The sequence below is a fragment of the Sphingobacterium siyangense genome (assembly GCF_007830445.1).
GTDB lineage: Bacteria > Bacteroidota > Bacteroidia > Sphingobacteriales > Sphingobacteriaceae > Sphingobacterium > Sphingobacterium siyangense.
Genome location: NZ_VLKR01000021.1, coordinates 91,391 through 106,611, shown reverse-complemented (window position 1 = coordinate 106,611; position 15,221 = coordinate 91,391). Strand labels below are relative to the sequence as shown.

General features: G+C 38.9%; 12 protein-coding genes and 1 riboswitch. Of the genes, 4 read left to right on the top strand and 8 right to left on the bottom strand.

Features of this window, described 5'->3' with window-relative positions; genetic code table 11:
- Nucleotides 1–111: 111 nt before the first annotated feature.
- From metF to IQ31_RS18100, 4 genes are all read right to left on the bottom strand, one after another.
- A complete protein-coding gene (metF, locus tag IQ31_RS18115) occupies nt 112–1,068 on the bottom strand; it encodes a methylenetetrahydrofolate reductase [NAD(P)H] (RefSeq protein WP_088163184.1) in 957 nt (318 codons plus the stop codon).
- Between the two features lie 70 nt (nt 1,069–1,138).
- A riboswitch (SAM riboswitch) is annotated at nt 1,139–1,241 on the bottom strand.
- Nucleotides 1,242–1,460: 219 nt separating this feature from the next.
- Nucleotides 1,461–2,312, bottom strand: coding sequence for a hypothetical protein (locus tag IQ31_RS18110; protein WP_145329031.1), 852 nt, complete (start codon nt 2,310–2,312; stop codon nt 1,461–1,463).
- Nucleotides 2,313–2,415: 103 nt separating this feature from the next.
- Nucleotides 2,416–2,940: a ribosome maturation factor RimM gene (gene rimM / locus IQ31_RS18105; RefSeq protein ID WP_075994448.1), complete on the bottom strand. Its 525-nt coding sequence runs from the start codon at nt 2,938–2,940 to the stop codon at nt 2,416–2,418.
- Nucleotides 2,941–3,059: 119 nt separating this feature from the next.
- Nucleotides 3,060–3,581, bottom strand: a complete 522-nt coding sequence (locus IQ31_RS18100) for a 30S ribosomal protein S16 (RefSeq protein ID WP_075994449.1) — start codon at nt 3,579–3,581, stop codon at nt 3,060–3,062.
- A gap of 183 nt (nt 3,582–3,764) precedes the next feature.
- On the opposite strand from IQ31_RS18100, the gene IQ31_RS18095 reads away from it, so the two are divergent.
- A complete protein-coding gene (locus IQ31_RS18095) occupies nt 3,765–7,292 on the top strand; it encodes a UvrD-helicase domain-containing protein (protein WP_158638908.1) in 3,528 nt (1,175 codons plus the stop codon).
- A gap of 7 nt (nt 7,293–7,299) precedes the next feature.
- A complete protein-coding gene (locus IQ31_RS18090) occupies nt 7,300–10,179 on the top strand; it encodes a PD-(D/E)XK nuclease family protein (protein ID WP_145329027.1) in 2,880 nt (959 codons plus the stop codon).
- Nucleotides 10,180–10,271: 92 nt separating this feature from the next.
- Here IQ31_RS18090 and IQ31_RS18085 read toward each other — a convergent pair whose 3' ends face one another.
- The 3 genes from IQ31_RS18085 to IQ31_RS18075 all read right to left on the bottom strand — a co-directional run bounded on the left by IQ31_RS18085 (nt 10,272) and on the right by IQ31_RS18075 (nt 13,329).
- Nucleotides 10,272–11,141: a cupin-like domain-containing protein gene (locus IQ31_RS18085; protein WP_075994452.1), complete on the bottom strand. Its 870-nt coding sequence runs from the start codon at nt 11,139–11,141 to the stop codon at nt 10,272–10,274.
- A gap of 431 nt (nt 11,142–11,572) precedes the next feature.
- Nucleotides 11,573–12,343: a uroporphyrinogen-III synthase gene (locus tag IQ31_RS18080; protein ID WP_075994453.1), complete on the bottom strand. Its 771-nt coding sequence runs from the start codon at nt 12,341–12,343 to the stop codon at nt 11,573–11,575.
- Between the two features lie 11 nt (nt 12,344–12,354).
- On the bottom strand, nt 12,355–13,329 hold the full coding sequence (locus IQ31_RS18075; protein WP_145329025.1) for a DUF4271 domain-containing protein: 975 nt from the start codon (nt 13,327–13,329) through the stop codon (nt 12,355–12,357).
- 123 nt (nt 13,330–13,452) lie between these two features.
- Between IQ31_RS18075 and IQ31_RS18070 the strand changes: the two genes are divergently transcribed.
- Together IQ31_RS18070 and IQ31_RS18065 are read left to right on the top strand one after the other, a co-directional pair.
- Complete coding sequence (locus IQ31_RS18070; protein WP_145329023.1) at nt 13,453–14,016, top strand: DNA-3-methyladenine glycosylase I; 564 nt, start codon at nt 13,453–13,455, stop codon at nt 14,014–14,016.
- A 104-nt stretch (nt 14,017–14,120) separates the two neighbouring features.
- The gene (locus IQ31_RS18065; protein ID WP_145329021.1) at nt 14,121–14,618 is read left to right on the top strand and encodes a hypothetical protein; all 498 of its coding nucleotides are present in this window, start codon (nt 14,121–14,123) and stop codon (nt 14,616–14,618) included.
- Between the two features lie 44 nt (nt 14,619–14,662).
- Here the strand turns inward: IQ31_RS18065 and hpt are convergent, their stop codons facing one another.
- Entirely contained in the window at nt 14,663–15,202 is a 540-nt protein-coding gene (hpt, locus tag IQ31_RS18060; protein ID WP_075994457.1) for a hypoxanthine phosphoribosyltransferase, read from the bottom strand.
- Nucleotides 15,203–15,221 lie beyond the last annotated feature (19 nt).

The following is a 15,221-nucleotide window of genomic DNA, read 5'->3' as shown; positions in this document are numbered from 1 at the left end:
ATCGACCTAAACCACACGATCAAAATTCTGGACATATTTTAGGCTTTCACAACGAATACTACCATAAAAAAAGGGAGCTTATGCGCTCCCTTTTCGTTTTATTTTTATGAGTTAGGCTAGTTTTTCAACAATCTTCTTTGTTGGACCAGGATTACTCATCGTATAGAAATGTAAAACCGGAGCGCCAAATTTAATTAGCTCCTGACATTGCTGCACCAACCACTCTTCACCTACTTGTCTGACGTCGGCATTCGTTTTACATGCTGAAACAGCATCGCTCAGTTCCTCCGGAATATCTAAATGAAATATCCTTGGTAAGGTCACCAACTGTTTTTTCGTTGTCAGTGGTTTTAACCCTGGAATAATAGGGACATGGATTCCGTTGTCCCTACATTTTGTTACAAACTCCTTGTATTTTTCAACATTAAAGAACATCTGAGTCACAATAAACTCTGCTCCCATATCGACTTTTTGTTTCAGGTATTTAAAATCAGTATTGAAATTTGGCGATTCAAAATGCTTTTCGGGATAACCCGCTACACCGATGCAAAAATCAGTCTTTTCCGATGTGATAATGTCTTCATGCAGATACTTTCCTTTATTCATATCAGTTACCTGTTCCAATAGATCTGTTGCAAAGGCATGTCCACCATCGGTCGGTATAAAATCGGCATCGCCCTTACGTGCATCGCCCCGTAATACCAAGACGTTATCTATCCCCAGGAAGTTCAAATCGATCAATGCATTTTCAGTTTCCTCTTTTGTAAAACCACCACATATCAAATGGGGCACCGCATCTACTTTATATTTATTCATGATTGCAGCACATATCGCCACTGTCCCAGGACGTTTACGATAGGAAACGCGTTCCAGTAATCCACTCGCATGCTCTTTATAGATATAATCTTCCCGATGGTAGGTTACGTCGATAAAAGGAGGTTTAAACTCCATCAGTTCATCCATGGTTTTAAAAATACTTTGGATGCCCTGCCCTTTCGCCGGTGGCAATAGCTCAAAAGAAAACAATGTTTTTCCTTTGGCATTCTGGATATGATCGATAATCTTCATTAAAAAACTGTTTTTAGTTTGGTTGGCTTACATCGAAACGCACACGTCGAGGAATCGTTTATCTACATGTAACTTATCTTTCCCACATGGAGTAGGGTAGAATTTAGCACCTTGAACAATACAGGTTGCTAAGGCTTCAACGGGTCTAGTCCCTCGGCCTTTCTCTATAAGCGTTGCTAATATCGTTTTAAAAAATCAAACGACAAAAATATTTTTTCGAAAAGGCAAAAATAGCGACAAAAAGACTGCAATAAATACGGCTTCGGATTCATTCCCATTCAACAACAGGAATTTAGGCTCCACCAAATATAAAAGGCTCTAAAAAAACAGATAAAATTAACGATCGAGGATCATCGACCGCGAAGAGACTGACTACGCCACAACAGGATTGGCTAAAGATTCGTTGCTAGGGAATTCCGCAGATTTCTGAGATAAAACGTGATCAATAAGAGTCCCCTAACATGGTACTCCTCTTTCGATCCATATTTAAAACCATCAAATAAATATTGGTAGGCGACTAATGCATTTTTTTCGTTGTAAAATAATTCCTTCCAAGAATCGGGTACATCTGCCCATGCCTTGAGCACAATGCCATTCTCGGCATACATAATGGGTGATTCAACACCATCCATTCGATAATCGTGATGTGTGCCTGAACTTGATATGTGTTGGAAATAAGCGATAGAATAATCTACAAAATTCAATGCCCTGGCTTTTATCTCCTCTTCACTTTCTGATTTTACAGGGGCATTTCGCCATAGATTTACCTGGCTATCAAATTTGCTCGGAGTCTCCCGGATAGGGGTTTTATCTAACACAAAGTTGATATAAAGTTTTTCGCTAGTGGGTACACGTGCTGAGCTAAACTGTGAAAAATCACCTCTCAGCTGAACAAAATCGTTTTTTACCTTAACAATATCCAAAGCGAGACTACCCTTTTTCTCATCGGTCAATTCTAATCGATCGCCGTTAAATCTATACTTACCGTAGAGTAAGATATCATCGATCGCCATCACAAACTTATCTTTATCACGGAGGGAGAGAAAGGACCGATATATCGTCGGGTCATTACCATAGACATCTGCCTCCACATTTTGGGGTGATTCTCTTTTTACTTTATGATACTCCTCATTTGAATAGCCCAATATCATTTGGTAATTGCCTTCAGGAAAGTCCTTTTTCTTCCCAAAGAAAGCACAAGAAGACAACGAGAATAGGAATAGCAGCAGTAATAACGGTTTCAAAATAAATCAATAATTATGGCCAGTAATAATATACAGACCAAGATAAGAAATTACTGCAATAGTTCGTATACCGCTATTTATTTGAATAAGCTTGGGGATATGCTTATTCTTTATAAAGATCCACCAAGCCCTCTGGCAATTCAACTTCAATGATCTCCTCTTCGCCATCGATTCCTAAGATTAAATCATCGGACAAGGGGAACATCAGTTCTTTACCGTCCATATTTACCGAAGCGACAAATTGCTGTGGGAATTCCTGAACATCTGTTATTTGCCCCAATTCACCATGGTTTTCATCAATCACTAAAAAACCGATTAAATCAGTATATCTAAAATCATCTGGATCGCGCTCGGGCATCTTATCATTGGAAAGATATAGCTTTTTACGTACAAGTACTTGAGCCTTATCGATATGATCCACATCCTCAAATGTCACATACGCTGTACTATTTTTTTGAAATTTAATGGTATCAACAAAATAAGGAACAAGCTTTTTGTTCACTTCCACAAAGACAACATCGATATTCAAACTCTCGTATTCCTCGAATTCAAAAAATAGTTGTACTTCTCCTTTAAGACCTCTTGTTTTACTGATGTAACCGATGTAAAAGCTTTGATCAATAGTCATATATTTCGTATTTAGCGATTAGCTGTGAGACATGATTTGGCAAACCATTAGCCTATTGGCTGTTTCAAAAAAAGCCGGCTCAAGATTGAGTCGGCTTTCTCGAATACTTTATGAAAGAATTAACCTTCAGTTTCTTCTGATGCAGGAGCTTCAGTCTCTTCAGCAGCAGTTTCTTCCGCTACAGGAGCATTTTTAGCAGCTACAGCAGCAGCTTTTTCTTCTTTTTTCTTAGCTTCAGCCACTAAAGCAGCTTTTTTAGCTTCAGCTTTAGTTTGTGCTAAACCATCTTTTTTACCAGAGATTCTTGCATCATTAGCTTCAGTCCAAGCTGTAAATTTAGCTTCAGCAGCAGCTTCATCAAAAGCACCTTTTTTCACACCACCTTGCAAGTGTTTTTTGTAAAGAACACCTTTGTAAGAAAGGATAGCGCGAGCAGTGTCAGTTGGTTGAGCACCTTTATTCATCCAATCCAAAGCTTTTTCAAAATCCAAAACGATAGTTGCTGGATTTGTGTTTGGGTTGTAAGAACCAATACGTTCGATGAATTTACCGTCACGTGGAGCGCGAGAATCCGCTACGACTACGTGGTAAAAAGGACGTCCTTTTTTACCGTGTCTTTGCAATCTGATTTTAGTTGCCATTTTTTAATTTTATTTTATGTATTCAACATATCCCCCGAGCTTCATACTAGAGGGGATGCAAAGATAGTTATTTTTTTCTAATCATCATTATAATTTAATAAAACTTCACTGAAAACGACAGGGTTAGCTCTTTCAACAAGCTCTTTCAACCGTAATACCTGCCCCTTAGACCTTCATCTTTTCTTGCTTCCATACGGAAGCTACAACAAACTTTTCAAAAATCAAGACAAAAAACAGTTCCTTCCTTCAAAAGGACATCTTTACCAAATCGGTAAGCAGGATGAACCGTTTGGGTACAGTACCTTCGAAATAGTCATCGACATTTTTGCCAATTCACTTTTTACTTTCTACCTTCATTCTATGAAATCTGTTGCGCCATTAAAAATACTAAAAGCTTCGGCCGGTTCGGGAAAAACCTTTAGCTTGACTTTACACTATCTCACACTCCTACTCTCCAACGAGAATAGCTATAAGGAGATTTTGGCGGTGACATTCACCAATAAGGCAACCGCCGAGATGAAAGAACGTATCCTCTCGGTACTCCATGGCTTGGCAACAGGCGATCCTAACCCTAAAATTGAAGATTTCAGAAAGCTTTTACTCCAGCAGCAGCCAGACTGGAATCCGCATCTGGTACAAGAGAAAGCTTTTCGGGTGTATCGACGTATCCTACATGACTACAGTCATTTTACCATAAGTACAATTGATGGATTTTCCCAAAAAGTTATTCGCGCATTTACGTATGAACTCAATCTTGATGCTGCTTATAAGATTGAAATGAATGTCAATAAAGTGAAAAATGACCTGACAGTCATGCTTAATCAATTGCTGGATGAACGACCCGACCTACTGGATTGGATTATCGCTTATGCGGAAAAGAAAATAGCAAAAAATGAAAATTGGAACTACCGCCAACAACTAATGGGTTTGGCAAGTCTTATTTTCTCTGAAAATTTTCAGGAATTTGATGGCTACATCAATTCTGCCAATCCAAAGGAGGTTTTTAATCTCCTCAATCAGGAAGTTGAACAGAAGATAAACTCCTTCACGGAAGCACTCTCCATGACAATTGAAGCCTTTAGTGAAACATTCAGGAATTTTAATATCTCCGAAAGTGACCTGAAAGGTAAATCGCGCAATAAAATAATCTCCGCTAGCAAAACCAATAAAAAAACGGAAAAGCTGAGCGCTTCCGAAATTGCCAAGGTACTGGAAAAGTATCTCCAGTTGATCGACAATGAAGATGCTTTTACAGATAGTGACAAAAATATACGGCATGATCTTATCGCCGCACTCAGCCCCATTCTGGCATCGTTCCAAAAGCTACACGATAATCTATCGGCTTACATTGCTTATCAAGCGGTACAAAGTAATCTCTATTACCTACGCCTGCTTAAGGAAATGAGCGACTTACTGACGCAATGGCGGCGGGACAATGGCGCTCAATTAATTTCCGACTCGCAGATTTTATTAAACAAACTCGGACTTGATGAAAATAGCGACCCAACATTTATCTGGGAGAAAATCGGCAATCGTTTTAACTACTTTTTGTTTGACGAATTTCAGGATACCTCGCGTATTCAGTGGAAAAATTATAGCCCACTACTGATCAATGCATTGGCAGATGCCAAAGGCACAATCAGCGAACACCTGATCGTTGGGGACGTCAAACAGAGTATTTATCGCTGGCGAAATGGGGATTGGCGTATACTCCTGCAACAGGTAGAACAACAGGTTGGTCACACCTTTCACTTAGACGAGGATAGCAAAACCACCTTTATCGAAAACGGAAGCCTTGACACCAATTTTAGAAGTCTTCCAAATATCATCCATTTAAACAATTACCTCTTTAGCAGTATTCCCCAGCATCTGCAACAGGTATTGAATGAAAAAGTATTCGAAAGCCTTGATGAAGAAGGTAAACAGTGGTGGATTTCTACTGGCAATGACACGATGCTGGTCAAAGCTTATGAAAACAGCCAACAGGAAATACCTGAACATAAAAAAGGGAAACTTGAGCAATTAGGATCTATCGAAATCTCCTACATTCCTGTCACTGATGGACGCTACAGAAGAAATCAGGTTATTGAAGAATCGCTACTACAACTATGTCAAAAAATAGGCGACTGGCTCGGTAGTGGACGATATCAGGCGCAGCAGATCGGTATCCTGGTACGGAGTAATGTGCAGGCTAAATTGGTCATCCAAAAGCTCATGGACTTCAAAAAAGAGCAGCAGCTTACATTTGAAGTGATATCTGGTGATGCATTATCCTTAGCAAGCAATGATGCTGTACTATTGTTGATCGAAACGTTGAAGGCTTTAGTCTATAATTCGGATAAACATACCATCCATAAAGCAAAGATGGTCTATCTATACCAGCATATTCAAAACAAGACAATCGATCAGAATGCATGGTTAAAATTTGCCGGCAATGACATCCGCGCACTTAAAGATTATCTCCCCGAGGCGCTGATTGACTCCTGGGAAATGGCGCAGAAACAGCCTTTAGTTCATTTAATTGAAAAACTCATTGAAATCTACGGTTTCACAACCACAGACAATATCCACCTCCCTTACCTCCTGGCGTTCAAAGATATGATCTCAGCTTTCTCCACCAATGGCGAACGTGGCATTATACAGTTCCTGGAGTTTTGGGAAGAAGATGGCAACCGGGCGGTGCTCCCTTCCAACGGAGAAATTAATGCGATCGAGGTAACAACAATCCACAAATCAAAAGGTCTAGCCTATGACGTTGTGATGATTCCATTCTGTTCCTGGGATCTCGATGGCATGATCAATGGCGATTTTTGGATAGAGACCTCGGATACTCCTTTTGCCCAATTGGGAAAAATTCCAATAAAATATACATCTACAGTCGGCAAATCTGTATTTTTCAAGCAATATTTTGAAGAGATGCTGTTCAACTACATGGACGCCCTCAACACATTCTATGTAGCAACAACACGTGCTGTTGAACACCTCTATATTACGGCTCCTTCCTTTAAAGAATCTGTTGACAAAAAAACGGGTGAAATTACAGGATATGATATTAAAGACGAATATATCAGCGATGTGCTCTATCAAGTCTTGGATAGCCCCATAGCTCCGTTTGCACTGGAAGAAAAAGGTGTACACATCGATCAAACGATCGAACAAAAAAAACATCAGGCTCAGAAAGACAATATTATTTCCCTTCGCCATTACCCCATTTCCAAAGAATTGGAAATGGCCTTAGAAAAATCGAGTACGCGTAACATCAATGATATTATGATGCTGGAAAAAGCCGCGCAGTACGGCATATTGGCCCACGATATTATGGCTCAAATTTCAAAGGAAGAAGACATCCATAAACTGGTAGGCCAACTGATCCAGGAAGGAATCCTTTCCAAAGAGGAAGAGCCTTTTCTCATGCAGGAGATCAATCAGATCTGGAAGCACCCCCTAATCAATAAATGGCTCACCGGGAACTATAAAATCTGGAATGAAGCAAGCATTATTACCGCCAAGGGTGAGACCATTCGTCCAGATAAGGTCTTCACCTCCGTGGAAGAAACAATCGTTCTGGATTTTAAATTCACACAGACAGACTATATTGGGCACAAGTACCAAGTCGACAACTATAAAAAGAATTTGGAGAACCTTGGTTATAACAACGTTAAAGCCTATCTCTATTATGCGAAATCAAATCAATTAACTGAAGTAAAATAATAGCACGATGCAGACAGCCTTTCTAAAATTAGTAGCAGCAGACATTCAAAAACGTTTTGGAAACGATCTGAGTGAAATTGCCATCGTGTTTAATAATAAACGGCCGATTACCTACCTCAAAAAACATCTCTCTGAAGTGTATGGCCAGGCGATCTGGTCGCCGCAGTTTTTTACGATTCAGGAATTTTTCAGACTTTCGACCGATGATACCGAAGCCAGTCCTTTAACCCAATTTTTTCATCTGTTTAATATTCATAATGAGTTATTGGTAGCTGAGGGCAGGCAACCAGAAACGCTGGAAGAGTTCTATCCCATTGCCGAAATTATATTGAGTGACTTCGGTCAACTGGATTATGATCTCGTTCCCATCGAGCAGATCTATTTAGAACTTTATGACAATACCAAAATCGACATTGCTTTCCAACATCTCACGCAAGAACAGCAAGGGTTTATCCGTCAATTTTGGCAGTCTTTTTCTATTGCGGGGCATAGTGGAGTACAAGAGCGCTTTCTTCAACTTTGGAAAAGACTGCCGGTATTATATGATCGATTCAAAGAAAAGCTTAAAACAGAAGGCCAAACCAACTATCCAACAATCTACCGTGATCTGGTTGAAGGCAAGGCTACAAATCAGCAGTTTGCATCTTCCTTTCAGCATATCCTTTTTGTCGGTTTCAATGCTTTAAATAAAGTTGAGGCAAAATTATTTAGACAATGGCAGGACAAAGGCAGCGCACTATTCTATTTTGATGCCGATGCCTATTACCTGGAGGACACTATGCAGGAGGCGGGACTTTTTATCCGTCGAAATATTTTTCAAACAGGTTTGGTCAATGCGCTTGGCGATAGCCCGAACATTATAGGCAATAGAACCTCAACCGTAAATCTATATGCCAGCACCGGAAAAATCAGCCAAACAAAATTGCTCTATGATATCCTCGAACAGCACCATAAAGCGGAACAGACCTCTGCCATTCTTCTAGCAGATGAAAACCTACTGGTTCCTTTGCTACAGAGTCTACCCGATGTCAACCCCAACATCACAACGGGATATCCACTGACGCAGTCTCCCATTTTCGGTATCCTGGACCTATGGATGGATGTACATTTGGAGATATCACAGTTCAAGAGGCGGAAGATTCCTTATCAGGTCATAGAGACCTTTATCAACCATCCGCTCAGCATGGTTTCTTTAGCAGATAAACTTCAGATCCAAAAAGAGATTGCCGACAAACAGCTCTTTGAGATCGCATTGGAGGAACTTCATCTCAAAAGCTCCCTGCCTCAGTTTTTTGTGCCAATCGAAAATTCGGCACATTTGATCCCTGCGCTCATTCTGATCGTCGATGACCTATTGCATAGCATCTCTTCTCAGGAGCGCATCCGCCAAATTGACAACAACCTTTTGATCGAAACAAAGAAAACGTTAAATCAGCTGCTACTGGGCGTTGAAACAGTTGCGCCCTTAAGCATCAGCTTCCAGATTGGCCTGATTAAAAAAGCAATCGCTCCAATAAATTCAGCGATAGAAGGAGATCCGCTAGAAGGAATTCAGATTATGGGACTCTTGGAGAGCCGTTGTTTAAATTTTGACAACGTATATATTTTAGGCGCAAATGAAGGCATTCTACCCAAAACGTCCAATTCACCGACCTTTATACCTAATAGCCTGAGAAGCGCTTATGGCCTTCCCATATTGGAGAATCAGGATGCACTGTCAGCTTATTTATTCTATCGCCATTTTCAATACAGTGAAGGAATACATATTTTCTACAATGGCTTAGTAGACGAAAGCTCTACCGGCGAAGAAAGTCGCTTTATCAAACAGCTGGAGTTTGAAAGTAAATTTCAGTTTGACCGAAAAATTCAACAACAGACCATCCAATTTGCGGATAAGGCGCAAGAGATTGTCATCGAGAAACGTGGTCAAGTCTGGGAAAAGATGTATCAGGATTTTATCGTCAACCAGAAAAGGATATCTGCAACGGCACTAACAACTTACCTGCAATCCCCGCTACAGTTTTTTTTAAAACATATTGCCGGTATCAAAGAACCACCTTCCATCTCTCAGGAATTTGAGATGAATAAACTGGGAACTGTCATCCATAATGTCATGGAGAAGATATTCCTACCTTTCAAGGGGCAGCAGGACTTTACACCGACAACTGTCTTACGGCACGAGATCGACAAAATAGAAGCACAGGTGATTCGTGAAATAGGCCTGCAATATCAGATCGAATTAAAGACAACACATGACTTAAACAGCCTGCAGCGGATCATGCTGAAGATTGCCTGCGAGTATGTCAAGATGTATCTTGAATATGACATCAACAACTACAAAGCATTTCGGATTATTGAACTCGAGAATGACAACGATTATGTACTGCCCTTTCCTATTGAGATCAATGGAGAAGAACAACAGGTCACACTTTACGGCATCATTGACCGTGTAGATGAGGTCGTAACACACGACGATCGTATTATCAGTAGAATTGTTGATTACAAGACTGGTGGAGACTCGATCATATTCAAAGAAATCGACCAGGTATTTGCGCCAAATACCGAAAATAAAGCCATGGTGCAGACGCTATTCTATGCCTATGTATTCGAACAAAAGACAGGAAGGAAACAACTCGAACCTCATCTCTATGTCGCCCGTAAAATGCGGGAAGAAGGGACATTATTCAGTGGTAAATCGGGAATATTGACTGATGAATTCCTTGCTTTCCAGAAAGAAAATTTTGTCAGATTCCTGCGAGATATTCTTCAGGAAATCTTTAACCCAGATGTTCCATTTCGGCATAACCCGGACGCAATGATTTACCCAAGCGACCCTTATACACTATTCTACCGGGAAGCTAGCAAATGGGACGATACAGAAGAATAAAAAAGCCTTATTGCAGTGTGAGGGTAAGCTAGGTTTGATACATAAAATACGCTAAAAAACAAAAGGGGACATTTTACTGTCCCCTTTCTATATTAACGTTTGTTTCTTTTAATTGCTTTATTGGCTCGACGCTTTGCTGTATTAATTTTATAATGGAACCAATGGTCTTTGAAGATCTTTCGCATCGTATTGTCAAAATGCCTTGTGATAAACAGATTACGCGCCCCCTGCAATTTCTCACTGATCGAATTTGCTAACGCCCTAACAGAAATCGAATAGCCCTCTGTCTCATACTGAATATAGTGCCACCAGCCTGCTGGCATATATAAGGTCTCTCCAGGATGAATGACAGCTTCATAACCATCTAGGTACTTTATCCCGGGATATTCCTCTTCACTACTATATTTGGGGTTTGCAATACTATGAAAATTGTATGGCAATTTGTACATCAAATCAGATTGATCATTCGGAAAAAGCCAAATACGTTTTAATCCTTGAAATTGAGAAATAAACACGTGTGACATATCAATATCGAAATGATTACGGGTACTTGACCCCTCTCCACCAAAGAACATAAACGGCAACCATTGCAATACCTTACCGCCTGTAACATCGTTATAAATAACATCGTGTTTCAGTTCAGGACGTATCTTGAGTAGATTGAACAAAAACAACCGTAACTCTGTAGGCTCTTTTGTGATCAGATCCAAATATTCTGCAAATGTCATATGGCCAACAGGAGCACTGGCAGCACGGTCCATTGATTCTTCCTCTTTTCCATAGACATCTATCTTTATATCTCCTGCGATTTCCTTAAAGTAATCATAACTCCATTTCTTCCACGCTGGACTTTCTGCACTGATAAAATCTGATATGATTACAGGAAAACCTGGTTTCAGATAATTCTTTAAAAAGTCCTCTGATTGAATGCCCGAAATTTTATCAACTTGCTTTAACTTCACGACTGACTAATTTTGCTTAATTACAAACATAAAAAAAATATTTCTATCAAATTTTAAAAATACTGCCTATGCTTTATTTTTAATTGGAATAAATTACTCCAAGCAATTTAATAGAAATATACTTAAAATCTCAATGACCATCGTCACTTTTATTACATTTTAACATCATCGATTCGACTCGCCACCATTTCTATACCCCTACAGATAAAAATACGATTCATCTATCTTTCATACAAGATGAACATACCCCACAAATTGATCATCCGGCCAATTCGTAAAATTGTCATCGTACCATTCCCGATTCGGAATGATAAAACTCAACAGCAACGCCCGTAAAAGTCTTTACAGATCCTTGCCGATCTTAAACTGCACACATAACAAAAAAAGGGTCTTAAGAACCCTTTTTTTGTTATTTACCTTATGTTAGGCTATTACTTATTTACCTTTTTGATATATTCTTCAACAGCCATCGTCATACTAGGCGCTTTTGGTGTTGGAGCAGGGATATCTAAAATCAATCCGTGATCTAAAAGAGCCTGTTGCGTAGAAGCACCAAATGCTGCAATCCTTGTATTATTCTGCTTAAAGTCAGGGAAGTTATCATATAAGGACTGTACACTTGAAGGACTAAAGAACACGATAACATCGTAGAAAACATCTTTCAAATCAGTCAAATCGCTTACAACAGTTCTAAAAAGCACAGCCGGTGTAAATTTATAGCCGTTTTGTTGTAACCAATTACTTGTTTCCTCATTGGCTACATCCGAACAAGGGAACAAGAAATTCTCCCCTTTGTGTTTTTTCAATACCTCTTCAAGGTCTTTCGCGGTCTGTTTACCAAAGAAAATCTTCCGTTTTCTATATTGGATATACTTTTGAAGATAGAGGGCAATCGTCTCTGAAATACAGAAATATTTCATTTCTGCAGACACTTCAAATCGCATCTCTTCACAAATTCTAAAATAATGATCTACAGCATTTCTGCTCGTAAATATTACAGCAGAATAATCTGCTAAATTAACCTTATCCCTACGCACATCTTTGGCAGGAACTCCTTCTACGTGTATAAAACCTCGAAAGTCTAATTTTAACCCGTATTTCTTTGCTAAATCATAATAAGGGGACTTATCGTTTTCAGGTTTTGGTAAAGTCACCAGTACACTTTTTACCTTCTTTGCTCTTTCTACGTCTGAAGTTTGCATATTAACCAGTTTTAGCTCAATAATCTTAACAGTATTAATATTGGTGCTATTTCTAGGCAACAAAGGTACAAAATTAAATAGGAAATTGAAAATTTATACATAGACATAATATGAGTCGCTGTCTTAAGAAACCGATAGAAAAAGAGTAAGGCCGCTCCAACAATAGCCAAATGCAGTACAACTCCGACCGATGTCAAAGGCACAAGACTCAAAATTAATAGTACAGGAAGCATTAAAAAAAGTGTATTGAAATAAATCAGATACAGCACGGTCACATATTCCTTTACCAACTTTCTAATTTGAAAAACAAAGGATAGGAATCGGATAAATCCGATTTTTAACGCAAACAAAGCACCAACCATTCCCGCAGTCTTCATATAATTGGGAAAAGTAATAAAATCGAATCTATTTAATTCATATGCATAAAATAGACTTACAAATAAGCCTATTGCCCCAGAAAATAATATAAATAGAAAAATAAATGGCCAAGATGTCAGGATCGTATCCTCTTTGCTTACAGACAATAAGACCCTATCATCCCAGTACCCCTGAAAAACCAATTTAATATCAGAAGGGAAAAATACCCGAATCAACCCAACACCAAAAATTAATGCGAGAACTGTAAATAAAATCCAGTTTTCACGATGAGCCTTGAGCGTTCCATATTGCCGATCCAAATTGCTACTTCTTAATTTGCTCTGAAAATACTGCTGAACATCAAAATTATAAATGTTATGAATCCTTAAACCTTCCCCGTTCACTGTTACGATCCGATATTGATTCTGTAACGCAGGATTCAAGGATGCCAAAACTTTCTGGTTTGGCGATTCAACAGAATCCTTTACGATATTTAGACTATCAGTACTAACTGTACTGCTGTCCTGTACAACCGTCCGAAAAGTCCGCCGCTGCGCATTCAATCCCGTAATTGAAAACAGCAGTAGTACTACAAATAGAATATGATATTTGAAGATAGTTACGCTCATTAAAATGAATTGTCTCTTAACGGTAATGAAATGCTCATGAACCGTCTATATTCGAAACTCTTTAATTGTGGTCGTAAAGTTAGGATAAAAAGTTATATTGCATTCAAAAAATCTTCAGAGAACATGTACAAAGAAATCATACGTTGTCAATGGTGCGGATCTGATCCGCAATATGTCGATTATCACGATAAAGAATGGGGACGACAAGTCCACGATGACAAAACTTTATTTGAATTTTTGATCTTAGAGTCTGCACAAGCCGGCTTAAGCTGGATTACGATTCTTCGGCGAAGAAAGGCATACCAAGAAGCTTTTGCCAATTTTGATGTTGATCAAGTCGCTGCTTATACCAACGAACATGTTGCTAGACTTTTGGTCGATTCGGGAATTATCAAACACAGGAATAAAATTGAATCCACCATTACCAATGCACAGCATTTTAAGAAAATCCAAGCAGAATATGGTAGCTTCTACGACTATTTATACAGCTTTTTGCCTGAAAAAAAACCGATCGTCAACCACTGGACCAGTCTGCAACAGGTACCTGCAACTACAGCGATTTCTGATAAAATAGCAAAAGACATGAAGAAAAGGGGATTCAAATTTTTCGGTTCTACCATCTGTTATGCTTATATGCAGGCCGTTGGAATGGTGAACGACCATATCGAAACCTGTTCGTTTAAATAAGTTAACCATTAAAATGCGCATAGGTTTCGCAAACACCAATTTATAGGAATCAAAACCGGTTCTCTACCCATAAAAACAGACCGTTAAGAACAGCAATACAACATATGAATCAAATCGACCTAAAACAAAACCAATTGGTATTAAAAGAAAAAAGGGGGCCTCTAATTGCCAGACTATTCATCTATTTACTTACCATATTTTCTATAATTCTACCCCTTGGTGGCGTCACTGTCAATGTATCCAATAGCGGGCTGACAATTGTGAGTGTTATCATGCTTGGTTTATTTGGATTAATAGCATACTATATGCTCCGTGTTTCATTATGGAATACTTATGGCGCTGAAATTATTGAATTTCAAAAAAACAAAATCAACTACACCGCCGACTACCAATGGTTTAAAGGAGGTCAAAAAGAATTTGATTTTGAAAAGATAGACTTTACAATACAAAAATCGGGCTATGAGGAAGATAACAAAGGTGTTTTAGTCATTAAATTTGATGAAAAGGAAATACTTGAAACTGTCTCCAAACTACCGTTATCAGAATTAGAAATTTTACGCATAAATCTGAAAGAATTATACAACGATCAAACACCTGAATAGATCAAAATTCTATAGTTAAAATCTAATGATCACTTGTTAGTACATTAGACTGCTACGTTTTTATAAATATCAGGGAGATTCCGACAAAGACCATTAAAATCCATACCATACCCAACTACAAATTCTTTACTTATTTCAAAGCCAACATAGGTCAATTCCTCGAAATGATACTGCAGCGCCTCGGGTTTCACCAAAAGTGCACAGGCAATCACACTTGCTGGATTTAATTTTTTTACGGCATCCAAGGTATACTTCAGGGAATGCCCGGAGTCGACAATATCTTCTACAATAATCACATCACGGCCTTCAAGATCGATACCAAGCCCTAAAAGCTCGTTTAATTCAGATTGCCCGGTTCCAATATAAGAAGCCAACTTAATAAACGACATCTCACAAGGAACATCAATTTGCTTAAGCAAATCTGCCATAAACATAAAACATCCATTCAAGACGCCTATAAAAACAGGCTGTTTGTGTTCATAACGCAGGCTGATATCAATCCCCATCAAGCGCACTCGTTTCTGAATTTGCTCCTCTTCAAATAAAGGTTCGAAAAGCAATCCGTCAATTTCTATCTTTTTCATGCTAATATTCTTCTTTCAA

What these genes read in the sequence shown, in the direction of transcription:
- IQ31_RS18065 (WP_145329021.1), top strand. Translation starts at nt 14,121, where the DNA reads ATGAATCAAATCGACCTAAAACAAAACCAATTGGTATTAAAAGAAAAA.
- IQ31_RS18070 (WP_145329023.1), top strand. Translation starts at nt 13,453, where the DNA reads ATGTACAAAGAAATCATACGTTGTCAATGGTGCGGATCTGATCCGCAA.
- IQ31_RS18075 (WP_145329025.1), bottom strand. Translation starts at nt 13,329, where the DNA reads ATGAGCGTAACTATCTTCAAATATCATATTCTATTTGTAGTACTACTG.
- IQ31_RS18090 (WP_145329027.1), top strand. Translation starts at nt 7,300, where the DNA reads ATGCAGACAGCCTTTCTAAAATTAGTAGCAGCAGACATTCAAAAACGT.
- rimM (WP_075994448.1), bottom strand. Translation starts at nt 2,940, where the DNA reads ATGACTATTGATCAAAGCTTTTACATCGGTTACATCAGTAAAACAAGA.
- hpt (WP_075994457.1), bottom strand. Translation starts at nt 15,202, where the DNA reads ATGAAAAAGATAGAAATTGACGGATTGCTTTTCGAACCTTTATTTGAA.
- IQ31_RS18100 (WP_075994449.1), bottom strand. Translation starts at nt 3,581, where the DNA reads ATGGCAACTAAAATCAGATTGCAAAGACACGGTAAAAAAGGACGTCCT.
- IQ31_RS18080 (WP_075994453.1), bottom strand. Translation starts at nt 12,343, where the DNA reads ATGCAAACTTCAGACGTAGAAAGAGCAAAGAAGGTAAAAAGTGTACTG.
- metF (WP_088163184.1), bottom strand. Translation starts at nt 1,068, where the DNA reads ATGAAGATTATCGATCATATCCAGAATGCCAAAGGAAAAACATTGTTT.